Genomic DNA, 22,273 nt, shown 5'->3' with positions numbered 1-22,273 from the left:
GCCATGCTCACCGCGAACACCTTCCTTGCCACGATGCTCTATGCCGGCCTCGGTATCGTCATCTTCATTGTCAGCTTCGTGCTGGTCGACAAGCTGACTCCGGGCGAGCTGTGGCGCGAGATCATCGAGCGCAAGAACATGGCCGTTGCACTACTTGCCGGAGCGGTCGCCATCGGCATATCCAACATCATCGCCGCCGCCGTGCATGGATGAAGCACCGCTTGCCCAAGGGGATGCCGGGCAGGATGCAGCTCCGGCCTCGCTTGCGGTCATCCTGCTGGTTTCGGTCTTGGTCGTTGCCACCTGCGGCCTGATCTACGAACTGCTGGCAGGTACGCTTGCAAGCTATCTGCTCGGCGACAGTGTCACCCAATTCTCCACTGTCATCGGGACGTACCTGTTTGCGATGGGCGTTGGCAGCTGGCTCTCGCGCCATGTGCGTTCGGGCGAGATGGCGGTGTTCGTCCGGGTGGAGATCCTCATTGCGGCGCTGGGCGGATGGTCGGCTGCCGGTCTGTTCCTGCTGTTCCCGCTGGTGGGAGACTTCCGGGTTGCGCTCTATGCACTGGTGATGGCCATCGGCGTGTTGGTCGGGCTGGAGATTCCGCTGCTGATCCGCATCCTCCGGCACCGGTTCGCCTTCCGAGAACTTGTCTCCAACGTGCTGACTTATGACTATGTCGGCGCGCTGATCGCCTCGCTGTTGTTCCCGCTGGTGCTGGTTCCCAGGCTGGGCATGATACGGACAGGTTTCGTTTTCGGCCTTGCCAACGTCGCGGTTGCCATTGCCTTGCTGATCGCCCTGCGCCGGCAGGAGCGTATCGGGCGCGACATGGCGGTGGCGCTGCTGGTCGCCGCCTCGCTGGTCTGCGGCCTTGCCTTTGCCGATCGGTTGCAACGGTGGAGCGAAGTTGCGTTCTACAACGAACCGGTGGTCTATGCCCGCTCGACACCTTACCAGCGGATCGTGCTGACGCGCCAAAGCGGTGACTTGCGGCTCTATCTCAACGGCAACTTGCAGTTCTCCACGCGCGACGAATATCGTTATCACGAAGCACTCGTGTGGCCGGTTCTGGGCAGGGTTGCCACGCCCCGCCAAGTGCTGATTCTCGGTGGCGGCGATGGCCTTGCCGCGCGTGAGGTGCTGCGCGATGGCCGCGTTGGCCACGTTACGCTGGTCGATCTCGATCCCGAGATGACCCGCCTGTTCCGCGATACGCCACAACTGGCGCAGCTCAATGCCGGGTCGCTGGCCTCTCCTCGGCTCACGATGGTCAATGCCGATGCCTTTCGCTGGGTGCGCGAACAACAGCGCCAGTTCGACGCGATCATCGTCGACTTTCCCGATCCCACTGAGTTTTCGCTGGGCAAACTCTATACCGAGACATTCTATCGCGAGGTTGCCCGCCTGCTCGCCCCCGAAGGCGTGATGACCGTGCAGAGCACTTCGCCGCTGATTGCCCCGCGCTCGTACTGGACCGTGGCCAGCACGCTCGAGGCCGCGGGGCTTAATGTGCGCGGCTATCATGCCTACGTGCCGAGCTTTGGCGAATGGGGCTTCACCATGGCCGCCCATGCCGCTTCATTGGATGTGGTGCGCTTGCCGACGAACCTGCGCTTCCTCACAGCGGCCAGTGAACGGGCGATGTTCGATTTCCCGCCCGATATGGCGCGTCGCCCTGCCCCGGTAAACCGGCTCGACAATCAGGCGCTTGTGCGCAGCTTCGCCGAAGAGTGGGGCCGCTATGAAGGCTGAGCCGACCCGGCGGCAAGTGCTTGCTGGCGCTGCGGCAGGAGCGGGGGCGACGGCGCTGCTAGGAGGGTGCGGCGATACCCCCTGCCCGGTACCCTCTCCGGCGCTGACTGGCAGCGGGGCCACCTCATCCGGGAAGGCAGGTTTCCGGCGCCATCAGGCCCCGTCGAGGAGATCGACATCCTGATTGCGGGCGGCGGCGTTGCCGGCCTTGCCGCCGGCTGGCGCCTGGCCGAGGCCGGCTTCACCCGCTTTGCCCTGTTTGAACTGGAAGACGCGCCCGGCGGCAACGGAAGATCGGGCAGCAACGCCACCAGCGCCTATCCGCTGGGCGCGCATTATCTGCCCGTGCCCAACCGCGAGGCCCGCGCGCTGCGACACATGCTGAAAGGCTTCGGCATGATAACGGGCGAGGCAAACGGCGCGCCGGTCTATGATCCGCTCCAGCTTTGCGCAGACCTTGAGGAGCGATTGCTGTGGCGCGGCAAGTGGCAGGAAAGCCTTGTCCCCCAGACTGGGCTATCGAATGACGACAAGGTTCAGCAAGCGCGCTTCACCTCGGCCATGACCGAGTTTCGCGATGCCATCGGCGGCGATGGCAGGCCCGCGTTTGCATCGCCCATGGCGGTCTCGAGCACGGATGAGCGGTACCGCTCGCTCGACCAGCAAAGCTTCGCGCAGTGGCTCGACGCGCAGAGCTATACCTCTGCCCCGTTGCGCGCTCACTTGCGCTATTGCTGCAGGGATGATTACGGCTCGGAGCCCGAGCATGTTTCAGCCTGGGCGGGCATCCACTATTTCGCCGGGCGTCGCGGCTGGGCCGCCGGGAATGATGGTGATCGCGAACTGACCTGGCCCGAGGGCAATGGCCGGCTGGTCCGGGCGATGGCCGACCGGATTACCTCCAGTTTGCGAACAGCGCGGTCGGTGGTCCGGGTCGAAGCAGCCGGATCAGCGGTGATGGCCCATGTCTTCGATCATCGTGCCAATGTGACCAACCTTGTTCGCGCCCGCGCCGCCATCCTCGCCATGCCCCACTTCGTTGCCCAAAGGGTAGCGCCGCAGCACGCTGCCATGGGCCGGTTCAGCTATGCACCGTGGGTCGTGGCGAATGTCACGGTCAGCCGCCCGCCGCGTGGCAAGGGCGCACCGCTGGCGTGGGACAATGTCTCGGCAGCGAGCGAAAGCCTCGGCTATGTTGTCGCCACGCACCAGACCTCCTCGGCGGACGGCGGTCCCACGGTTTTGACCTGGTATCTCCCGCTCAGCCGCGAAACGCCGCAGCAGGCGCGCAAGATCCTGATGACGCGCAGCTTGGCCGCCTGGCAGCGGATGGTGCAGGATGATCTGCTGGCGATGAACCCCGATCTTCTGGGCGCGATCGAGCGGATCGACGTATGGCGCTGGGGCCATGCCATGGTGCGGCCCGTGCCCGGCTTTCTCTCCGATCCTGCCAGGACCGCCGCCGCGCAAGGTTCGCCCCCGGTCTGGCTTGCCCACTCCGATCTCTCGGGCCTTTCGCTGTTCGAGGAAGCGCATTATCGCGGTGTGACTGCCGCCGAGAGCGCCTTGGCCCATCTCGCGCATCCGTTTGAAAGTCTTGCCTGATGGCCCATCTCCCGGGCACGAGTGTCCACCTCATCGCCGATCTGGATGAATGCCACAGGCTCGATGATGCCGCGCATGTCGAACAGGTGCTGCGCATGGCCGCGAGCGTGGCCAAGGCCCATGTCGTCGGGGTGCATCTGCATCATTTCGGTGAAGCGATGGGGTTGACCGCGGTCGCCATGCTGGCGGAATCGCACATATCGATCCACACTTGGCCGGAGATCGGCGTCGCGGCCGTCGATCTGTTTGTCTGTGGCGAAAACGCCGATGCGGCGGCTGGCTTGGCGGTGATCGCCTCCATGCTCGGCGGCAGGATCACGCGGCAGCATGCCTTGCAGCGTCTCGGGACTGACAAACCCTGCCGCTTGCCCTAAGGGCGCGGCATGGAATCGTCGGTCACCGTCGCAGCACTTTATCGGTTCACGCCAATCGCGGACCCTGCCGCCTTGCGCGATGCGCTTGAAGGCACCTGCAAGGCGCAAGGCATCAAGGGTACGCTGCTGGTCGCCCACGAAGGCATCAACGGCACGATCGCCGGTAGCGCCGATGGCATTGCGCACGTTGTTGATTTCATCCGCGCCCAGCCAGACTGCGCCGATACCGACGTCAAGTACTCCCATGCATCTGGCATGCCGTTCTATCGCATGAAAGTGCGCATCAAGCGCGAGATCGTGACGATGGGCGTCGAGGGCATCGATCCGCGCGCCAGCGTTGGCACCTATGTTTCGCCGCAGGACTGGAATGCGCTGATTGCCGACCCCGAAACGATCGTGATCGATACCCGCAACGATTACGAAGTGGCAGCCGGCACGTTCGAACGCGCCATCGATCCCCGGACTGCCACCTTCCGTGAATTTCCCGGCTGGTTCCGGCGAGAACGCGAGAAGCTTTTGGGAGAAGGCAAGACCCCCAAGGTCGCGATGTTCTGCACCGGCGGCATCCGTTGCGAAAAGTCCACCGCCTTTCTCAAGGCCGAAGGCATCGATCAGGTCTATCACCTCAAGGGCGGCATCCTGAAGTACCTCGAGGAAGTGCCCGAAGAGGAAAGCCTGTGGCGCGGCGAATGTTTCGTGTTCGATGAGCGCGTGACCGTGGGCCATGGCCTCGCACTAGGCAGCCACGTGCTTTGCCGCGCCTGCCGCCGCCCCGTTGACGAGGAAGGCCGTGCCTCACCGCTCTACGAGGACGGCGTTTCCTGCGCGGGCTGCTACGATGAGCGCACCGAGGAACAGCGCGCTTCGGCCCGCGAGCGCGATCGTCAGGAGAAGCTCGCGCGGGCCCGCGGCACAAGCCACATCGGCGCTACACGGACCTGACGAACGCCACGATTTCGTCGGTCAGGCGGCGGTCCGCCGTTCCGATGTGCATGGCCATGGAATAGTGATTGTGGCCGGACAGGATCATTCCGTTCGGCATAACGCCATGCCGTTCGAGACGCTCTGCCATAAGGCCAAGAAATTCGGCCTGGAAGCGTGGAGGATCGTACTGCGCACAGCAAACGAACAAGGGAATGCCGGTCGAAGCCACGGCCTCGCGCGGCATTTTCGCGTCGTAGTCCTCGTTCGGACCATAATACGGCTCGTCCTTGGCATCGAGCAGGGTGTAACCATACAGGCCCGAGAGCAGCACCACTCCGGCAACCGGCAAGTCGGGCCGTCGTTTCAGCGCGGTGGCGATGTGCACGGCACCCGCGGATGTGCCCACGACCACGATCCGCGCCGGGTCGCCGCCATGATCGCTCGCGTTGTCGCGAAGCCACTCGACCGCCGCGACCACGTCCTCGCCCCCTTGCGGCCAGCGCGCATCGGGCAGAAGCCGATAATTCATCGCCGCGCCAAGGAACCCGGCTTCGGCCATCGTCCGGGCCACGGCGGCGTTCTGCCACGAACCTGCATCGCCCTTGTCGCCAAGCCGGAACCCGCCCCCGTGGACGAACAGGACGACCGGAAGGTCGCGATCGGCGACCGTACGATAAAGATCGAGGCGGTGCCGATCGTGTGGCCCGTAAGCACAATCGGCGGTCAGGACGGGCACGCGCGCGGCAAGCTCGCGCTGCTCGGCATCGAACAGCGCGCCGCAGGCTTCGAGCACTTGCGGGCCGAGCGCGCTGCCCATCGCGGCAATGGCATCGGAAGCCGACATCAAGCTTCGTCAATCACGGGGTTGGTGAGTTTGCCGACTTTGCCGATGGAGATTTCGGCGATGTCGCCTGCTTTCATGTAGAGGGGTGGGTTGCGTTTGTCGCCGACGCCGCCGGGGTGCCGGAGGCGATGACGTCGCCGGGTTCGAGGGTGGTGAAGGTGGAGCAGTATGCGATCACGAAGGCGACGTCCCAGATCATGTCGGAGACGGGCTGGTCCTGGACGAGCTGGCCGTTGATGCGGGTCTGCACGCGCTGGTCGCCAAGATCGGGCAGGTCGTCGGGCGTGACGAGGGCCGGGCCGAAGGCGCCGGTGCCGGGGAAGTTCTTGCCCGGCGTGAACTGGATGTTGTGGCGCTGCCAGTCGCGCACCGAACCATCGTTGAACACCGAGTACCCGGCGACATGTTCCAGCGCCTTTTCGCGCGGGATGCGGCGGCCGCCCTTGCCGATGACCACGGCAAGCTCGCCCTCATAGTCGAAGCGGGTGGATTCCGGCGGGCGCACCAGCGGTTCGCCATCGGCGATCAGGCTGTCGGCCCAGCGGGTGAAGATCGCCGGGTATTCCTTCTGGTCGCGCCCGGTCTCGGCGACGTGGGTGGCATAGTTGAGCCCGACGCAGAGGATCTTGGTGGGGTTGGGGATCAGCGGCAGCAGGCGCACGTCGGCGCGGGCATGGGTCGCGGTTGCGGCAAGCGCGGACAGATCACCGGCCACGGCGTCCTTGAGCCATGCGGCGGCGCCCTGTGGCCCGAGATCGTGCACGGTCTCGCCCTCGAGGCGGCCGAAGCTGGGGGTGCCGTCAGGACGGCGGAAGCTGATGTAACGGGCCATGGTCTTGTCTCCCCTGAGGACGCCTTGTGCCTGCACCGCCGATCCTGCCAGCGCAAGGGCGGCCGCGCCGCCGACGAAACCTCGTCTGTCGATGTTCAAGGTGCTGCGTTCAAAGTGGTTCAGGTTGCCAGTCGCGGCGGCAGCGGAAGCGTTCCTCGGCCACGCGCAAGCCGGCGAAGTCCTTGTCGGAGATGCCCCACTGGTCGATGCGGCTCTCGGGCCAGGTCCAGTCGTCCGGCTCGCCGGTGCGATAGTCTGCCGGGACCTTTTCCACCGCGGTCGAATATTCGATCACCGGGCCGAACGGAGCGATGTAATAGGCATAGACATTGTCGCCCGGCCCGTGGCGGCCCGGGCCCCATGCGGGGGCAAAGCCGTTGTCGCGCATCCAGCCAATGCCGCGCATCACCGCATCGAGATCGTCCATCTCGAAGGCGACGTGGTTGAGGCTGGCAAAGCCGGCGCGGGCAAAGGCGGTGGAGTGGTGGCTGTCGTTGCAGCGCACGAAGACCATGCCCTTTGTCCGGTCCGAGACGCGGAAGTCGAGCACGTCCTCCACCGCATGGCCCAGGAGTTCGGCATCGGCAGAGTTGAACACCACATGCGTCAGCTTGACCGGCGAGACGCGCTTGCTGGCCTTGGAGAAGCCTTCGATGGGCGCGACCTCGCCCGATCCTGCCAGGAAGCGCAGGATCGTGCCTTCGGGCAGTTCGACGAGCAGGCCTGCACCTTCGCCGGGATCGGCCGAGGTGACCGGCCTTGCCGCCCAGCCCTTGTCGGTCACGCGGGCCTTGATCGCGGCGAGTTCGTCTTGCGAGCAGGTGAAGGTGGTCGAGCGCACGAACTCGGCATCCGATTGCTCGAACGCGACGAGGTAGGGCATCGTGCCGGTGCCGCGCAGGTAGTGCGTCTGCCCCCGAACTTCGGCGGGGTAGAGCCCCCAGACGTCGACCATCCACGCCGCGGCGGCCGCGGGATCGGGCAGGGCAATTTCGATGCTGCGCAACTTCACTTGGCGTTCTCCTGATCGCATCCGGCAGCCTTGAGGCCTGCAAGCGCGCAGTCCTCGTCACACTCGCCGGTATCGCCGCTGATGCCCACGGCACCAATGATCGCGCCGCCTGTGCGGATCAGCACGCCGCCGGGCGAGAAGGCGATGTTGCCGCCGACGGCCACGCTGACGCTCTGGAAGAAGGCGGGATTGCCTTTGGCGCGTTCAGCCAGGACACGGGTATCATCGCCCATGCCGAGCGCGCCCATCGCCTTGGCGCGGGCGATGTCATGGCGGAACAGGCTGGCCCCGTCCTCGCGCGCGAAGGCCACCGGATGGCCGCCGGCATCGAGCACGATCACCGCAAGCGGCCTGGCACTGCGCGAGCGCGCCTCTGCCAGTGCGGCGGTGACGATGGTCTGGGCTGCGTTGAGCGTCAGGCTCATGCCGCAATCTCCTGCTTCTGGCGCAGCATCGCATCGCGCAAGGCCAGCAGGTCTGCCGCAGCGCCGGTGCCGAACACATAGTGATCGGGGCGAACCAGCACGGCATCGACATTGCGGTCCACCAGCCAGTTCAGCACCGCGCCGTTGTCGGGCAGATCGCTGGCCATGACAGCGCCGTCCGTGCCGCCGTCGCGCACGAACAGGCGCCAGCCCTGGCCGACGAGATCGTCGAGCTTGCGCCCGTCTGTGAGAATCGGCTGGATGAAGCGCTGGCCTGCGGCAGGCGTGCCCCGCGCCACGAAGCCGGTCGAGATCGCCGGAATCAGGTCTGCCGCGGTCTCGCCTGCCTTCTGCGCCGATTGCGCGCGGATGCTGGCATCGCGCTGCGCCGCCCGGGCCGGATCGAGTTCGCAGATATAGCGCCCTGCCGCCACTGCCGCGCCGATAACGCCGCGCACGTGCGGGTCGCGCTCGGGCTGGTAGGTCGTCAGGATGGCCTCGTCCGCGCCATCGTTGACGATCGCCGCCATCTTCCAGGCAAGGTTGGCCACATCGCGCAGGCCGTGGCACATGCCCTGTCCGAAGAACGGCGGGGTCTGGTGCGCGGCATCGCCGGCCAGGAACACGCGGCCCACCTGCCACTGCTCGGCCACCAGCCCGTGGAAGCGATAGGTGGCGGCGCGCACGACCTTGTGCGGCACATCTTTCATCCAGGCGCCGACCAGTGCCGCGACATTCTCCTCGCGCATCATCTCGGCATCGTCTTCGTGCGGCAGGAGCATGAACTCCCAGCGGCGATGGTTGCGGCGGCCCGGGACCACCGTTGCCGGACGATTGGGATCGCACATCATCACCGAGAGGCGCTGCAGGTCCGCGCCCTCGGGCACGCCGGTCAGGTCCGGGAAGGTCACCGGCCCTTCCACTTCGGCATCGACCACCAGCCACGGCTCCTCGAAGCCGAGATCGTCGAGCTTCACGCCCAGCGCCTTGCGCACCGAGCTGCGCGAGCCATCGGCAGCAATCATCCAGCGCGCGGTCAGGCTGCGCTGCGCGCCATCCTGCGCGTAGGTCACCGTCACGCCGTCATCGCCTTGCGAGAGCGAGGTGAACTCGGCGCCCAGCAGCAGACCGATGCTGCCCCGATGCGGCCGTTGTCGGCAAAGGCCGCGCGCAGGTGCGCCTCGAACTCGGGCTGGTAGAAGAAGTAGTCGTTGGCCCAACCGAACGGGCGCGGCTTGCCGACCGTGCCCATGTAGCGGATCACGCCGTGGTCGGCACCGACGTGCAGGTGACCATCGGTCGCGACCATGTCCGGCTCGACCCGGTCGATCACTCCGGCGCTCTGGAACAGGCGCATCATCTCGTGATCGAGATGGACCGCGCGGGGCAGCGGATAGTGCTCGGTCTCCTTCTCGAGCACGACCACCGACAGGCCCTGCCTGCCCAGCAGGTTGGCCGCCATCGCCCCCACCGGGCCGCAACCGATCACGGCAACGTCAAACATCGTCGACATCAGGCGGCAACCTCGGCAGGCGCCTTGTAGAGCGCGCCGCCCTTCATGATCATGACGAGCTTGTCCTTGTCCTGCAGGATCGAGACGTCCTGCGTCGGATCGCCATCGACCAGCAGCAGATCGGCCAGCCAGCCCTGCTTCACCCGGCCCACCTCGAGGTCCATCAGTTCGCCGCCCAGCGCGGTTGCTGCGTGCAGCGCCTCGGCCGGGGTGTAGCCGAAGTGATCGACGAAGATCTGCAGGTCGCGCGCATTGCGGCCATTGGGATTGAACGGAAAGCCATAGTCGCCACCGATCAGGATGCGCATGCCCCGGGCCTTCAAGGCGGGCACCAGCTTGGCTTCCAGCGCCATCCGCTCGGCCGCGCTTTTCTTCATGTGGCTCATGTCGATGTGCGGCGGCGGCGTGGCTTCCAGCGCGGCGATCGAAACGCCCGGCGATGGTGCGTAGAACGTCGTGTCCCTGGCCGCGATCATCGCGTCGGCTGCCGCCTCGTCGGCGTAAGAAGCGTGGTAGATGATCCGCGCCCCGGCCTTCAGCGCCAGCTCGATCGCCTTGGATAATAGGCATGGGTGGCGATCCACAGGCCGGCCTCGCGCGCCGCTTCGCCTGCCGCTTCCATCTCCTCGTCGGTATAGAGCACGTCGCCGGCCGAACCGGGCTTCAGGGCATCCTCGCCCGAGACCACCAGCTTGAGCGAGCCGATGCCCTGCTCCTTGCAATAGGCCACGAACTTGCGGATCGCCTCGGCCCCGCGCCCGTTGAACACGTCACCGGTGTCGACGCCCTCGGCCCCTTCCGGGCTGCGCTCCAGCGTCGAAGGCACGAGCCGCGGCCCCGGCGTCTCGCCAGCATCGATTGCCCGCGCCAGCGCAACCTCGATGCCATCCCCCAGCGCGCCTGCCGAATAGGCGCTGGTAAAGCCATGGTCGAGCAGCACCCGCGCATTGCGCCACGCCGCCACCTTCAACTCGTCCTCCGGCAGGATGAACTGGTGATAGATCTTCTCCACCGAAGACCCCCACGTCAAATGCGCATGCGCCTCAACCAGCCCAGGCATCAACACACCGCCCGCGCCGTCGATCACGGTGGTGGGTTCGTCGAGAGGAGTCTCCTCGCCTGCAGCCATTACGGCGGCGATCCTGCCATCGCGCACGAGCACCGACTTTGCGCCGTCAAGCAGCGCCTCACCGTCAAAAACCCGGACGTTCCTGATCATCACGGCCATAGCACCCGCCATCCCATTTCTCCCGTTCACCGGGATGACCTAGCTCTCGCTATGGGCCGGAAAAGTACTGATATGCAATATTTGGATAGTCAGAGCCTATGGAACGGGGCCGCCAAGGCCAATCACAACTCGAGCAGACTGTCATCCCGGACGAGGCTGACCAGACGGAGCCCATGACTTGCCGCCTGTTCGCAAGCCAGCGTGGACGCTGCCGAGATCGTCGCGAGCAATGGGACTCCCGCGATGATCGCCTTCTGCACCAGTTCGAAACTGCAGCGCGCGGTGAGCAGCACGAAATGGTCGGCCATTGCCAGGCCCTTGCGAGCCGCTGCGCCGATCAGCTTGTCGAAGGCATTATGCCGACCGACATCCTCGCGCACCAGGTGGATCGTGCCTTCTGCATCACACAGCGCTGCCGCATGTGCTGCGCCCGTTGCGCGGCCGAGCGCCTGATGGTCACGCATCCGGGCGGCTGCGCGGAAGATCGCATCTGCCCCAACCTCGGTCCGCGCCGCCACCGGCTGCAGCGGCCTCATGACCTGCTCGAGGCTCTCGATCCCGCAAAGCCCGCAGCTTCCCTCGGAAAGCCGCAACCGCGCGCGTTCGAGCAGCGGAGCCGCGCCTTCCGCGGCAAGCTGCACGCGCAGCATCCATCCGCCGGCATCAACGCGCGCAGCCTGAGCCGAAACGAACTCGCGCGGGGAAGCGATCAACTGTTCCGACAGGCAGAAACCGAGGGCGTAGTCTTCAAGATCGACCGGAGTTGCCATCATCACGGCATAGCCTACGCCGTTGATTTCCAACGCGACCGGCGCCTCTTCGATCAGCGCTCTGTCAAGCGTGCGTGAGCCCCGGCCATCTGCGAACTCTTCCCGGAACGAGAAGATCCTTGTGCCGTCAACCGGCATCGGAGCCATGGACTTCCGGATCGGTGGCGCGGGTCTGCGGCGCCGGAACGCGCCCCTCTGCCAGCTGCACCAGAGCCTCGGCCGCCACCCGATCGAGCCCGGCAGAGCCTTGGGCGATAAGCGTATCGATCATGCGCGGTGTCCAGAACGAAACGATATGGTCGGCCACTGCCGCCACGGGCTTGTCGTCATGCACCAGGTTGCGCGCGATCTGGTTGGCCATGTAGGCCAGCTTTTCTGCCGTATGCGCGGTCATTCGGCTGGCTCCATCGCGCTGTCCTGGCCCACGATCCGGCGCGAGCGCGAGGCTTGCGCCTCATAGTCTTCCTGCCAGTCGGTCGGGCCGTTGGAAGGCGTAATCTGCACTGCGGTGACCTTGTATTCCGGGCAGTTGGTCGCCCAGTCGGAGTAGTCGGTGGTGACCACGTTTGCTTGCGTCGCCGGGTGGTGGAACGTGGTGTAGACCACGCCCGGGGCCACGCGATCCGTCACTAGCGCGCGCAAGGTCGTCTCGCCAGACCGGCTTGCCAGCTTCACCCAGTCGCCAGACTTGAGGCCACGGTTGTCGGCGTCGGTCGGGTGAATTTCCAGAACGTCCTCCGGGTGCCACACGGTGTTCGCCGTCCGCCGGGTTTGCGCGCCGACGTTGTACTGGCTGAGGATGCGCCCCGTCGTCAGCAGCAACGGGAAGCGCGGGCCGGTGCGCTCGTCGGTCGGCACATAGTCGGTGACGACGAACTTCCCCTTGCCGCGCACGAACCCATCGATGTGCATGATCGGCGAGCCATCTGGCGCCTTGTCGTTCACCGGCCACTGCAGCGAACCTTCGGCATCCAATCGCTTGTAGTTCACGCCCGTAAAGGTCGGCGTAAGCCGTGCGATCTCGTCCATGATCTCGGACGGATGCGTGTAGTTCCAGTCCAGCCCGATGGCGCGGGCCAGTTCCTGCGTGACCTGCCAGTCTTCATATCCGTTGAGCGGCTCCATCACCTTGCGCACCGGCTGGATGCGGCGCTCGGCATTGGTGAAAGTGCCGTTCTTCTCAAGGAACGTCGATCCCGGCAGGAAAACGTGGGCGTAATTCGCGGTCTCGTTGAGGAACAGGTCGTGGACGATCACGCATTCCATCGCGGCAAGGCCCGCCGCGACATGCTTGGTGTCGGGATCGGACTGCAGGATGTCCTCGCCCTGGATGTAGATCGCCTTGAACTGCCCGTCGGTTGCGGCGTCAAGCATGTTGGGGATGCGCAGGCCCGGTTCGGGATCGATCTTCACGCCCCATTCCGCCTCGAACAGGTCGCGCGTTGCCTTGTCCGAAACGTGGCGATAGCCGGACAGCTCGTGCGGGAAGGAGCCCATGTCGCAAGCGCCCTGCACGTTGTTCTGCCCGCGCAAGGGGTTCACGCCGACGCCGCGACGGCCGATGTTGCCGGTCGCCATGGCAAGGTTGGCAATGGCCATGACGGTCGAGGAGCCCTGGCTGTGTTCGGTCACGCCGAGGCCGTAGTAGATCGCGGCATTGGGCTTGTTTCTCTGGGCTGAAGCCCAACCGGGGCCGCCCGTGGCAAACAGCCGCGCCGCACCGCGAATGGCCTCGGCGTCCACGCCGATCACCGGAGAGAGGAATTCGGGGCTGTTGCGCCCTGCCGAAACGAATTCTGCCCAGTGCTGGTATTCGTCCCAATCGCAGCGTTCACGGATGAACGCTTCGTTGGCGAGGCCCTCGGTGACGATCACGTGGGCAATCGCGGTGAGGATGGCCACGTTCGTGCCGGGGCGCAGCGCCAGATGGTAGTCCGCCGCGATATGGGGGCTGCGCACCAGATCGGTGCGGCGCGGGTCGATCACGATCAGCTTGGCACCCTGACGCAAACGGCGCTTCATCCGGCTGGCGAAGACCGGGTGCCCGTCGGTCGGGTTCGCGCCGATCACGAGGATCACGTCGCTGTCCTCGACGCTGTCGAAGTCCTGCGTACCCGCCGAAGTGCCGAACGTGGTCTTGAGGCCATAGCCGGTGGGCGAATGGCAGACGCGCGCGCAGGTATCGACGTTGTTCGTGCCGAAGCCCGCCCGGATCAGCTTCTGGACGAGGAACGTCTCCTCGTTGGTGCAGCGGCTGGAAGTGATGCCACCCAGCGCGTTGCGGCCGTAAGTCTCACGGATGCGGTTGATCTGGCCCGCCGCATAGGTCAGCGCCTCTTCCCACGAAACCTCGCGCCAGGGCTGATCGATGGTCTCGCGGATCATCGGCGAGAGGATGCGTTCCTGATGCTGGGCATAGCCCCAGGCGAAGCGGCCCTTGACGCAGGAATGGCCGCGATTGGCCTTGCCATCCTTCCACGGCACCATGCGCACCAGCTGTTCGCCACGCATTTCGGCGCGGAAAGTGCAGCCAACGCCGCAATAGGCGCATGTGGTCACGACAGCGCGCTCGGGCTTGCCGATTTCCTTGACCGCCTTTTCCTGCAGGGTCGCCGTCGGGCAGGCCTGCACGCAGGCACCGCAGGAAACGCATTCGGACGACAGGAAGCTGTCCGAGGCAAGGCCCGCCGAAACCTTGCTGTCAAACCCGCGCCCGTCGATCGTCAGCGCCAGCGTGCCCTGCACCTCGTCGCAGGCGCGCACGCAGCGCGAGCAGACGATGCACTTGGACGGGTCGAAATCGAAATAGGGGTTCGATATGTCGGGCATCGCGCCGAGATGGTTCTCACCCTCATAGCCATAGCGCACATCGCGCAGGCCCACGGCGGCGGCCTGATCCTGCAGTTCGCAATCGTTGTTCGCGCTGCAGGTCAGGCAATCGAGCGGGTGATCGGAGATGTAAAGCTCCATCACTCCCTTGCGCAGCTTCTGCAGGCGCGGGGTCTGGGTATGGACCTTCATCCCTTCGGCGACCGGGGTGGTGCAGCTTGCAGGCGTGCCGCGCATCCCGTCAACCTCGACAAGGCACAGGCGGCACGATCCGAACTGCTTGAGATTGTCGGTGGCGCAGAGCTTCGGGATGGAACCGCCGGTCAGAGCCGCAGCGCGCATTACAGTCGTGCCGGAGGGCACCGTTACTTCGCGTCCGTCAATGAAGCAGGTCACTTCCGTGTCGCTGCGGACTTCCGGGGTGCCAAAGTCGGCCTGGCGTTCATAACCCATGGGATTGCTCCTCGGCGGCCATCAGATCCGCCGGTGTATTGATATTAGCAGGATTTTCGGAAAGGCGCACCGCCCGCGCGCCGACCAGTTCGGCAAAAGCGCGCATCGAATGACGGGCATCGCTGGTCAGCAGCGCATCGAGCGTAGCCGAGGCGCTGGCAGGCCACAGCCCGATCACTGGCTGGCTTTCGCAATAGGAGGGCGCCGGCTGCAACTGGGCGGCCAGACCTTCGCCCAAGCCAAAGCTGTCAACCGAACAGGTCAGCACTTCATCGTAACCCGCATCGCGCGCATGGTGGAGTGCAGCGGCAATTCCGCCCAGTGGGCCCATGTCAGCGCGCGGCCAGTCTGGCAGGGTGGGCGCGGGCGCTTCCTCTCGCCCCACCACGACCACCGCATCGCATTGCGAAGCCAGCGCATCCACCGCCCGCGCTAGCAGCGTGCGCCCGCCCAGTTCGGCCAGCGCCTTGTCGCTGCCGAAGCGGGTGGAGCGGCCTCCGGCAAGGACGGCGCCCAAGATCACTCGGCCGCTTCCTTTGCCGGAGCGGCGCCGAAATCCTCGGGGAAGTTGCGCAGCGCCGAAAGCACCGGATAAGGCGTGAAACCGCCCAGCGCGCAGAGCGAACCAAACTTCATCGTCTCGCACAGGTCTTCGAGCAGCACGATCTCGTCCGCCAGCGAACGTTCCACCTTGCGGGCGTTATGCATCTGCGGCAGCGCCTCGACCCTGTCGGGCGCGCGGCCAAAGTCAGCATTCTTGCGGGCGCGGATGCGGTCAATCAGTTCCACGCCGCGCGTGGAGCCAATGCGGCAGGGCGTGCATTTCCCGCACGATTCCGCCGCGCAGAATTCCATGGCGAAGCGCGCCTGGCGGCTCATGTCAGCCGTATCATCGAACACGGTGATCCCGGCGTGGCCGATCAGGCCATCGGCGGCGGCAAAGGCTTCGTAATCGAACGGCAGGTGGAAATCGGACGGCGCATGATAGGCGCCCAGCGGCCCGCCCACCTGCACTGCGCGCACCGGACGGCCCGATGCCGTGCCACCGCCAATATCGTTGACGAGTTCGCCCAAGGTGATGCCAAAGCCCACTTCGAACAGCCCGCCATGCTTCACGTTGCCCGCGATCTGGATCGGCATCGTGCCCTTGGACCGGCCGAAGCCCACAGCCGCATAGGCCTCGGCTCCATTGGCCAGAATCCACGGCACGGCGGCCAGCGTCAGCACGTTGTTGACCACCGTCGGCTTGCCGAACAGGCCTTCCAATGCGGGCAGTGGCGGCTTGGCGCGCACTTCGCCGCGCTTGCCTTCAAGACTGTTCAGCAGCGAAGTTTCCTCGCCACAGACATAGGCACCTGCGCCGACGCGCACTTCCAGTTCGACCGGCGCGATGAGGTGCGCCGACGCGCGCACTGCCGCTTCCATCTTGGCAATCGCGTGCGGATACTCGCTGCGAATGTAGACGTAACCCTTCTGCGCGCCGACGGCGTGGGCGGCAATCGCCATGCCCTCGACCAGCATGAACGGATCGCCCTCCATCACCATGCGGTCGGCAAAGGTCGCGCTGTCGCCCTCGTCGGCGTTGCAGACGATGTATTTGCGGTCAGCGGAGGCCTTGGCCACGGTCGTCCACTTGATGCCTGCCGGGAAGCCGGCACCGCCGCGCCCGCGCAGGCCAGATTCGGTCACTTCGGCAATGGTTGCCTCAGGGCCGATCTCACGCGCCTTGGCGAGGCCCTGCCAGCCGCCATTTGCGGCGTAGTCCTCAAGGCTCAGGGGCCGCGTCTTGCCCGCACGGGCGAACGTGAAGCGCTGCTGCCGGGCGATGAAGGGATGCGCTGCAATCGGGCCGATGGCCTTGGGCGAGGCTTCGGCCAGCACAGTGGCAACATCGCCCGGCTCTAGCGGCCCAAAGCCTTGTCCGTCGATCTCGGCCAAAGGCTCCAACCAGTGCATTCCCCACGATGACACCCGCTCGACAGTACAGCCCGCCGCCGCGAATGCCGCCGCAACGTCGTCTGCCCCGCAGGCCAGCGCCAGCGCATCGTCGCTGATCCGGACAAGTGTCATGCCAGCGCCTCCACCAGCGCGCCAAGCTTGGCCGCATCGAGCCGCGCATGGACCTTGTCACCCACCATCGCATTGGGGCCGACCGAGCACAGGCCGAGGCAATAGACCGTTTCCACCTTCACCCGCCCGCTTTCTGCGAGACCAGCGGCGAGCGCATCGACGCCACGCGCCTGGCACGCCTCTGCCCGGCACAGCTTCAGCACCGGGCGCGCATCGGGTTCGGCATGAAAATCGTGGTAGAAGCTGACGACGCCCTGCACTTCAGCGCGGCTGAGGTTCAGCGCCTGCGCAATGGCGCGGATCGCCTCTTCCGAAACGTGGCCGTATTCGGCCTGCACGTCATGCAGAATCGGAAGCAGCGGGCCTTCCCGGCCTGCGTGTGCGGCGATGATCTGGGGCAGTCGTTCCATGGCGCTCCGATCTTGTCCGAAACAGACCGGTGGTCAAATCGAAAAAGTCGAACCTTGATAGAGTTCGTCTATCAAACTCCGGCAAGGCTGCGCGCAACGGCCAGCGCCGTGCTGGCCATAGGGCTGAGCGGCACGCGATTGACCACGACCAGGCCGATGCGGCGTGGCATGTCGCCATCGTCCAGCACGGCGCAGCATGCCCACGGCAACCCTGCCAGAAGGCTGGCATAAGTATCGGGCACGATGGTGCAAAAGCCCCCGGAGCGGACGAGGTCAAACAGCGTGACGTAGCTGTCCGCCACCGCCCGCGGCGTTATCGCCAGCCCGCGATCCAGCATGCGCGCGTCGAGTATGCGGCGGAACTGCATGCCCTGGTGAAGGAGGCACAGCGGTTGCACAGAAGCCTCTTCCCACTTGATTTCCGTCAGACCGCCGAGCGGGCCATCCGCGCGCGTCACGAACAGGTAACGCTCTGCGTGAAGCGGCACGGTCAGCACATTGGCCGGAGTTTCGTGATCGAGATAAGTCAGGCCCGCATCGCACTCGAAGGTGTTCAGCGCGCGCTCGATCTCGCGCGAGGTGGCAGAGCGTACGGACAGGCTCAGGCCCGGATGTCGCTGAAGCAGAGTGTCGCCGAACTGGCCGGCAAGCGGCAGCGCCGCAGGGATGGCGGCAAGGGCAAATTGCCCGGTAATCGATGCAGAACGCGCCGCCACCGAACTCGTCATCCCCGCCACCGCGCCGAGAATCTGTTCGGCCCAGGGCAGCATCGCCTCCCCCTGCGGCGTCAGCCCCACGAAGCGCCGGTCCCGCTCGACCAACCGATGGCCAACCTCGCGCTCCAGCGCGGATAGCCCGGCAGACAGCGTTGGCTGTGAAACGCCGCATTCCTGCGCGGCATTGGCAAAGTGCCGCAGCCGGGCGATGGTCACGAAATAGCGGAGCTGGCGCGGGTGCATCACGGCAGGGTAGGTTGATAGGATGCACCTATCAAGAGCGCGCCTTCCCCAAATGGCAGGTCTCGCAATCGGCGGGCAGGCCCCATATGGACCCGATGGACAGCGCCCGCCCTTCGCAGCAGCGCCTCACGGTGTGGTACGACGGGGCCTGCCCGCTCTGCACCCGCGAGATCGCATTGATGCAGCGGCTTGACCGCGCAGGCGCCATCACGTTCGAAAACATCGCCGATCCTGCCACGGCCTGCCCGATCGACCGGCCTGCCGCGCTTGCCCGCTTCCACGCGCGCGAAGGCGACCGCGTGCTGTCTGGCGCAGCGGCCTTTGCCGCGATGTGGCGTGCCATTCCCCGCTTGCGCTGGCTTGGCCTGATTGCGCAGAACCCTGCCGTCCTGCACCTGCTTGAGATGACCTACCGCGGATTCCTGATCGTCCGCCCACGCTTGCAAAGGCTATTGAAATGAGCGGATCGCGTTATCGCAAGGTGCCCTCGGCGCGGCTTTCGCGGCTGGCAGCGTTCGGCCAGTTGGCCGGGGGCGTGGCCGGTGGGGTGCTGGCCGAAGGTGCGCGGCGGCTTGCCCGCGGCGAGGCGCCGAAGCTTTCGGACCTGCTGCTAACCCCCGGAAATGCCATGAGAGTTGCCGACCAGCTCTCTCGCCTGCGCGGCGCGGCGATGAAGCTGGGGCAGATGATCTCGCTCGATGCAGGTGACGTGCTTCCGCGCGAACTGACCGAGATCCTCTCCCGATTGCGGGATTCGGCGCATTTCATGCCGCCTGCCCAGTTGGAGCGCGTGCTGAGCGCCGAGTGGGGTGCAGGTTGGCGCGCGAAGTTTCGGCACTTCGGGGCGCAGCCGATTGCAGCTGCTTCGATCGGGCAGGTGCACAAGGCTGTCCTGCCCGATGGCCGGGTGCTGGCCATCAAGGTGCAATACCCTGGAATTGCTGCAAGTATTGACGCTGACGTGGACAATGTGGCCACGCTTTTGCGCGTCTCGGGGCTGCTACCGCAGGGCCTCGACATCAATCTCCAACTCTCCGAGGCAAAGCGGCAACTCCACGAGGAGTCGGACTATCTCCGCGAGGCAGAGATGATGCAGCGCTATGGCAAGATGCTTGCCGGCGAGGACGCATTTCTCGTCCCCAGGCATACGCCCCCTCTCGGGCCGCAACGTCCTGGCGATGGACTTCATCGAAGCGCGTCCGATCGAAAGCCTTCTCACCGCGCCTCTCGAAGTGCGCAACAAGGTGATGGGGGCGCTGCTCGGCCTGACCTTGCGCGAACTGTTTGCGTTCGGCTTCATGCAGACCGATCCGAACTTCGCCAACTTCCGCTGGCAGCCTGAGACCGGCAAGCTGGTGCTGCTTGACTTCGGTGCCGCGCGCGAGGTTCCGGGGGCCACGACCGAGGCCTACCGGCGGATGTTGATGGCGGGGCTGGCAGAGGACCGCGATGCCTTGCGGGCGGCCTTGACCGAGGTCGGTTTCGTTTCAGATCAGCAGCTTGCCCGCCACGGCGCAGCCTTTGACCGGATGCTGGACGTATTGATCGGCCATCTTGGAAAGCCCGGCCTGTTCGATTTCTCCGACCGCTCGTTTGTCGAGCGGGTGCGGGCCGAAGCCGAGAAGGTCGCCGCGGACCGCGCTTCGTGGCACGTTCCCCCGGTCGATACGCTGTTCGTGCAGCGCAAGGTCAGCGGTACAGCGCTGCTCGCCATCCGCATGAAGGCGCAGTTGCCGTTGCGCGAGATGGTGGCAGACGCAATCGGCGGCGACTGTCCTCCTCAGCAAACGCTTCGTCGCGCATTGGGGTAGCAACGGAACAGGCGAGCGAAAATCCCGTTTTCCTTTCATGCAGATAGATCTCCACCAGCGAAGCACCTCCCTCCCCGCTTCGGAGGCCCCCGCTTCCAAAGCGACACGATCCAGCAGGCGCTGGCGCATTGGAACCGTGAGCGCCTGAGCCCCCAGTTTCCGTCCTCGGACTGGAACCAGCACTTCGAGCATGAAGCGCAGATGCGCTATCTAGAAACCTCGTTCCTCGAGGAATTGCGCGCCGAGGTGGTCGACCGCGCACGCGAGGCGCCAACTGATGTTGATGGCTTCGTCGAATGGTTCGAGGGCCTTAAGCAGACCGGCCCCGGCCAGGGTGACCCGCTGTTCCCGTGGCTGGCCGACAGCGCCAACGAAGTGCAGCTGCGCTGGTTCTTCGAACAGGAAGCGGCTGGCGAAGCCGGGTTCGATGATCTTGTCGCCTATACGCAGGTCAAGCTCCCGGTCAGCGCGAAGCTCGAACTTGCCCGCAACTACTGGGACGAGATGGGCCGTGGCAACGTGCGCGGCATGCACGGGCCGATGCTTAACGATCTTGCCCGGACGATGGGCGTGGAGCCTACCATTGACAATACCGTGTGGGAGAGCCTTGCGCTGGCCAACGCGATGACCGGCATGGCCACCAATCGCGGTTTCGCTTGGCATTCCGTCGGCGCGCTTGGTGTGATCGAACTGACGGCACCGGGCCGCTCGGCCATGGTCGCCAAGGGACTGCGCCGCATTGGCCTGTCGGACCGCGAACGCCGCTACTTCGATCTTCATGCCGTGCTTGACGTGAAACATAGCGAGGACTGGAACCGCGAGGCACTGCGGCCGCTGGTCGAGGAAGACCCGCGCCGGGCCACGGCGATGGCCGAAGGTGCGCTGATGCGCCTGATGTGCGGCGAGCGCTGTTTTGCACGTTACCGCGCGACACTCTGGGCATAATCGCACATCGGGATGTGATTCAGGTTGACCTGCGCCATCGCGATGTGACACACGCGACTCATGGCACAGGACATTGTGGCGCGTGCGCGCAAGCTCATCGAGGATCGGGTCATTTCGCGGGCGGCGCTCGCCCGCGCGGCCGGTCTGCACCCCAACACCTTGCGCGATGCGCTCTCACCGGACTGGAACCCGACCGCGGATACGCTGACCAAGCTTGAACGAGCCATGGACGACAGTGACGATGAGGACTTCGCGCTGGCGACGGTCGAGGAAATCATTGCCGACGTCCGCAATGGTCGCATGGTCATCCTCGTCGATGACGAGGACCGCGAAAACGAAGGCGATCTCGTCATCCCCGCACAGATGGCAACGCCTGAATCCATCAACTTCATGGCTACCCATGGCCGCGGGCTGATCTGCCTGTGCCTGACCTCCGAACGTGCCGACAAGCTCGGCCTCGAACTGATGAGCCGCAACAACGGCACGCGCCATGGCACGGCCTTCACCGTCTCGATCGAGGCCCGCGAAGGCGTTGACACCGGCATTTCCGCGGCGGATCGCGCGCGCACCGTTGCGGTGGCCGTCGATGCCATGAAGGGCCGCGACGATATCGTGACGCCGGGCCACGTCTTCCCGCTGATCGCCCGCGATGGCGGCGTGCTCGTCCGCGCTGGCCACACCGAAGCTGCGGTCGACCTGCCGCGCCTTGCCGGACTCAACCCCTCGGGCGTGATCTGCGAGATCATGAACGACGACGGCACGATGGCGCGCCTCAACGACCTTATCCCGTTCGCGCGCAAGCACGGACTCAAGATCGGCACGATCCGCGACCTGATCGCCTACCGCCGCCGCCATGACCACCTGGTCGAGTGCCTCAACCAGGCACCGTTCCATACCGATTACGGCGGCGAATTCACGATAAAGACCTATCGCAACAAGGTCGACGGCTCGGTCCATCTCGTGCTGCAGAAGGGCCACATCCTGCCCGACACGCCGACGCTGGTGCGCATGCACTCGATCTCGGTCCTGTCCGACGTGCTCGGCCAACCGGGACCGCGCAAGCGCATCCTCCAGCGCGCCATGAGCGAGATTGGCGAGGCAGGCTCAGGCGTCATCGTGCTGCTGATGCCCACCGATCCGGAGCAGCTGATCCGCGAGGTCGGCGGCACCGCCGGGCATGACATGGAGCTGCGCAGCTACGGCATCGGTGCGCAGATCCTTGCCGACCTCGGCATTCACGACATGATCCTGCTGACCAACTCGCACCACAACCTCGTCGCGCTCGAAGGCTATGGCCTGAACATCGTTGGCGAGCGGGCGATCCCGGCGAACTGAGGCTGCCCGAGTTGGCGATCAGGTCGTGGCGCTTGCCGCCACGACCTGACGGCCATCGGCAGCAAAGGCTGCAAGCTCCAGCGCGCGCTCTTCTCCGCGCATCACCAGATGCAGCGCCTCGCCGCAGATCGCCGGCGAAAGCCCGCGAAAAGCAAAGCTCTTCAGCGCATTGTCGCCC

At 65.5% G+C, this 22,273-nt stretch carries 20 protein-coding genes and 3 pseudogenes; 9 read left to right on the top strand and 14 right to left on the bottom strand.

Going from position 1 to position 22,273, the window contains the following annotated elements:
* The first annotated feature begins 3 nt into the window (after positions 1-3).
* From C7W88_RS21235 to C7W88_RS21215, 5 genes are all read left to right on the top strand, one after another.
* On the top strand, positions 4-213 hold the full coding sequence (locus C7W88_RS21235) for a DUF350 domain-containing protein (protein ID WP_118075499.1): 210 nt from the start codon (positions 4-6) through the stop codon (positions 211-213).
* Positions 206-1,756, top strand: a complete 1,551-nt coding sequence (locus C7W88_RS21230; RefSeq protein WP_118075497.1) for a polyamine aminopropyltransferase — start codon at positions 206-208, stop codon at positions 1,754-1,756. The genes C7W88_RS21235 and C7W88_RS21230 overlap by 8 nt, the downstream gene beginning before the upstream one ends.
* A 66-nt stretch (positions 1,757-1,822) precedes the next feature.
* Complete coding sequence (locus C7W88_RS21225; protein ID WP_240345011.1) at positions 1,823-3,361, top strand: FAD-dependent oxidoreductase; 1,539 nt, start codon at positions 1,823-1,825, stop codon at positions 3,359-3,361.
* A complete protein-coding gene (gene speD, locus C7W88_RS21220) occupies positions 3,361-3,735 on the top strand; it encodes an adenosylmethionine decarboxylase (RefSeq protein ID WP_118075495.1) in 375 nt (124 codons plus the stop codon). The genes C7W88_RS21225 and speD overlap by 1 nt, the downstream gene beginning before the upstream one ends.
* 9 nt (positions 3,736-3,744) lie before the next feature.
* Entirely contained in the window at positions 3,745-4,677 is a 933-nt protein-coding gene (locus C7W88_RS21215) for a rhodanese-related sulfurtransferase (protein ID WP_118075493.1), read from the top strand.
* On the opposite strand, the gene C7W88_RS21210 is transcribed toward C7W88_RS21215, so the two are convergent.
* The 14 genes and pseudogenes from C7W88_RS21210 to C7W88_RS21150 form a co-directional block, all read right to left on the bottom strand.
* Positions 4,664-5,503: an alpha/beta hydrolase gene (locus C7W88_RS21210; protein WP_118075491.1), complete on the bottom strand. Its 840-nt coding sequence runs from the start codon at positions 5,501-5,503 to the stop codon at positions 4,664-4,666. The two genes, C7W88_RS21215 and C7W88_RS21210, sit on opposite strands and share 14 nt — an antisense overlap.
* Positions 5,503-6,335 (bottom strand): annotated as a pseudogene (locus C7W88_RS21205) (fumarylacetoacetate hydrolase family protein). The gene C7W88_RS21210 and the pseudogene C7W88_RS21205 overlap by 1 nt, the downstream one beginning before the upstream one ends.
* A gap of 109 nt (positions 6,336-6,444) precedes the next feature.
* Entirely contained in the window at positions 6,445-7,347 is a 903-nt protein-coding gene (locus C7W88_RS21200) for a VOC family protein (RefSeq protein ID WP_118075489.1), read from the bottom strand.
* The gene (locus tag C7W88_RS21195; protein ID WP_118075487.1) at positions 7,344-7,772 is read right to left on the bottom strand and encodes a heme-binding protein; all 429 of its coding nucleotides are present in this window, start codon (positions 7,770-7,772) and stop codon (positions 7,344-7,346) included. Before C7W88_RS21195 ends, C7W88_RS21200 begins: the two co-directional genes overlap by 4 nt.
* On the bottom strand, positions 7,769-8,893 hold the full coding sequence (locus tag C7W88_RS21190; RefSeq protein ID WP_255418824.1) for an FAD-dependent monooxygenase: 1,125 nt from the start codon (positions 8,891-8,893) through the stop codon (positions 7,769-7,771). Before C7W88_RS21190 ends, C7W88_RS21195 begins: the two co-directional genes overlap by 4 nt.
* Positions 8,848-9,285: an FAD-dependent monooxygenase gene (locus tag C7W88_RS24495; RefSeq protein WP_255418815.1), complete on the bottom strand. Its 438-nt coding sequence runs from the start codon at positions 9,283-9,285 to the stop codon at positions 8,848-8,850. The genes C7W88_RS21190 and C7W88_RS24495 overlap by 46 nt, the downstream gene beginning before the upstream one ends.
* Positions 9,285-10,345: pseudogene (locus tag C7W88_RS21185) on the bottom strand (amidohydrolase family protein). The gene C7W88_RS24495 and the pseudogene C7W88_RS21185 overlap by 1 nt, the downstream one beginning before the upstream one ends.
* A 290-nt stretch (positions 10,346-10,635) precedes the next feature.
* On the bottom strand, positions 10,636-11,430 hold the full coding sequence (fdhD, locus tag C7W88_RS21180) for a formate dehydrogenase accessory sulfurtransferase FdhD (protein WP_118075485.1): 795 nt from the start codon (positions 11,428-11,430) through the stop codon (positions 10,636-10,638).
* Positions 11,411-11,677 carry a formate dehydrogenase subunit delta gene (locus C7W88_RS21175; protein WP_118075483.1) on the bottom strand — a complete coding sequence of 89 codons (267 nt, stop codon included), beginning with the start codon at positions 11,675-11,677 and terminating at the stop codon, positions 11,411-11,413. The genes fdhD and C7W88_RS21175 overlap by 20 nt, the downstream gene beginning before the upstream one ends.
* Complete coding sequence (gene fdhF, locus C7W88_RS21170; protein WP_118075481.1) at positions 11,674-14,565, bottom strand: formate dehydrogenase subunit alpha; 2,892 nt, start codon at positions 14,563-14,565, stop codon at positions 11,674-11,676. Before fdhF ends, C7W88_RS21175 begins: the two co-directional genes overlap by 4 nt.
* A complete protein-coding gene (locus C7W88_RS21165) occupies positions 14,555-15,088 on the bottom strand; it encodes a molybdenum cofactor guanylyltransferase (protein WP_118075479.1) in 534 nt (177 codons plus the stop codon). Before C7W88_RS21165 ends, fdhF begins: the two co-directional genes overlap by 11 nt.
* The gene (locus tag C7W88_RS21160) at positions 15,085-16,635 is read right to left on the bottom strand and encodes an NADH-ubiquinone oxidoreductase-F iron-sulfur binding region domain-containing protein (RefSeq protein WP_118075477.1); all 1,551 of its coding nucleotides are present in this window, start codon (positions 16,633-16,635) and stop codon (positions 15,085-15,087) included. Before C7W88_RS21160 ends, C7W88_RS21165 begins: the two co-directional genes overlap by 4 nt.
* A complete protein-coding gene (locus tag C7W88_RS21155) occupies positions 16,632-17,045 on the bottom strand; it encodes an NAD(P)H-dependent oxidoreductase subunit E (RefSeq protein WP_118075475.1) in 414 nt (137 codons plus the stop codon). Before C7W88_RS21155 ends, C7W88_RS21160 begins: the two co-directional genes overlap by 4 nt.
* Before the next feature lie 71 nt (positions 17,046-17,116).
* On the bottom strand, positions 17,117-18,004 hold the full coding sequence (locus tag C7W88_RS21150) for a LysR family transcriptional regulator (protein WP_118075473.1): 888 nt from the start codon (positions 18,002-18,004) through the stop codon (positions 17,117-17,119).
* A gap of 95 nt (positions 18,005-18,099) precedes the next feature.
* Here C7W88_RS21150 and C7W88_RS21145 point away from each other — a divergent pair, with 95 nt between their 5' ends.
* From C7W88_RS21145 to ribB, 4 genes and pseudogenes are all read left to right on the top strand, one after another.
* Complete coding sequence (locus C7W88_RS21145; protein ID WP_118076011.1) at positions 18,100-18,465, top strand: DUF393 domain-containing protein; 366 nt, start codon at positions 18,100-18,102, stop codon at positions 18,463-18,465.
* A pseudogene (locus C7W88_RS21140) lies at positions 18,462-19,815 on the top strand (ABC1 kinase family protein). Before C7W88_RS21145 ends, C7W88_RS21140 begins: the two are co-directional and overlap by 4 nt.
* Before the next feature lie 201 nt (positions 19,816-20,016).
* Complete coding sequence (locus tag C7W88_RS21135) at positions 20,017-20,760, top strand: iron-containing redox enzyme family protein (RefSeq protein ID WP_240345010.1); 744 nt, start codon at positions 20,017-20,019, stop codon at positions 20,758-20,760.
* Between the two features lie 60 nt (positions 20,761-20,820).
* Positions 20,821-22,095: a 3,4-dihydroxy-2-butanone-4-phosphate synthase gene (gene ribB, locus C7W88_RS21130; RefSeq protein ID WP_118075469.1), complete on the top strand. Its 1,275-nt coding sequence runs from the start codon at positions 20,821-20,823 to the stop codon at positions 22,093-22,095.
* Positions 22,096-22,273 lie beyond the last annotated feature (178 nt).

The organism is Novosphingobium sp. THN1, from assembly GCF_003454795.1.
Classification (GTDB): Bacteria; Pseudomonadota; Alphaproteobacteria; order Sphingomonadales; family Sphingomonadaceae; genus Novosphingobium.
Note: the sequence above shows the minus strand (reverse complement) of the source record. Positions and strands in the feature narration are given on the sequence as shown.

Excerpts from the sequence above, each read along its gene's own strand:
- C7W88_RS21235 (WP_118075499.1), top strand. The coding sequence starts at position 4 with ATGCTCACCGCGAACACCTTCCTTGCCACGATGCTCTATGCCGGCCTC.
- C7W88_RS21230 (WP_118075497.1), top strand. The coding sequence starts at position 206 with ATGGATGAAGCACCGCTTGCCCAAGGGGATGCCGGGCAGGATGCAGCT.
- speD (WP_118075495.1), top strand. The coding sequence starts at position 3,361 with ATGGCCCATCTCCCGGGCACGAGTGTCCACCTCATCGCCGATCTGGAT.
- C7W88_RS21215 (WP_118075493.1), top strand. The coding sequence starts at position 3,745 with ATGGAATCGTCGGTCACCGTCGCAGCACTTTATCGGTTCACGCCAATC.
- C7W88_RS21210 (WP_118075491.1), bottom strand. The coding sequence starts at position 5,503 with ATGTCGGCTTCCGATGCCATTGCCGCGATGGGCAGCGCGCTCGGCCCG.
- C7W88_RS21195 (WP_118075487.1), bottom strand. The coding sequence starts at position 7,772 with ATGAGCCTGACGCTCAACGCAGCCCAGACCATCGTCACCGCCGCACTG.
- C7W88_RS24495 (WP_255418815.1), bottom strand. The coding sequence starts at position 9,285 with ATGTCGACGATGTTTGACGTTGCCGTGATCGGTTGCGGCCCGGTGGGG.
- fdhD (WP_118075485.1), bottom strand. The coding sequence starts at position 11,430 with ATGGCTCCGATGCCGGTTGACGGCACAAGGATCTTCTCGTTCCGGGAA.
- C7W88_RS21175 (WP_118075483.1), bottom strand. The coding sequence starts at position 11,677 with ATGACCGCGCATACGGCAGAAAAGCTGGCCTACATGGCCAACCAGATC.
- fdhF (WP_118075481.1), bottom strand. The coding sequence starts at position 14,565 with ATGGGTTATGAACGCCAGGCCGACTTTGGCACCCCGGAAGTCCGCAGC.
- C7W88_RS21160 (WP_118075477.1), bottom strand. The coding sequence starts at position 16,635 with ATGACACTTGTCCGGATCAGCGACGATGCGCTGGCGCTGGCCTGCGGG.
- C7W88_RS21155 (WP_118075475.1), bottom strand. The coding sequence starts at position 17,045 with ATGGAACGACTGCCCCAGATCATCGCCGCACACGCAGGCCGGGAAGGC.
- C7W88_RS21150 (WP_118075473.1), bottom strand. The coding sequence starts at position 18,004 with ATGCACCCGCGCCAGCTCCGCTATTTCGTGACCATCGCCCGGCTGCGG.
- C7W88_RS21145 (WP_118076011.1), top strand. The coding sequence starts at position 18,100 with ATGGACAGCGCCCGCCCTTCGCAGCAGCGCCTCACGGTGTGGTACGAC.
- C7W88_RS21135 (WP_240345010.1), top strand. The coding sequence starts at position 20,017 with ATGCGCTATCTAGAAACCTCGTTCCTCGAGGAATTGCGCGCCGAGGTG.
- ribB (WP_118075469.1), top strand. The coding sequence starts at position 20,821 with ATGGCACAGGACATTGTGGCGCGTGCGCGCAAGCTCATCGAGGATCGG.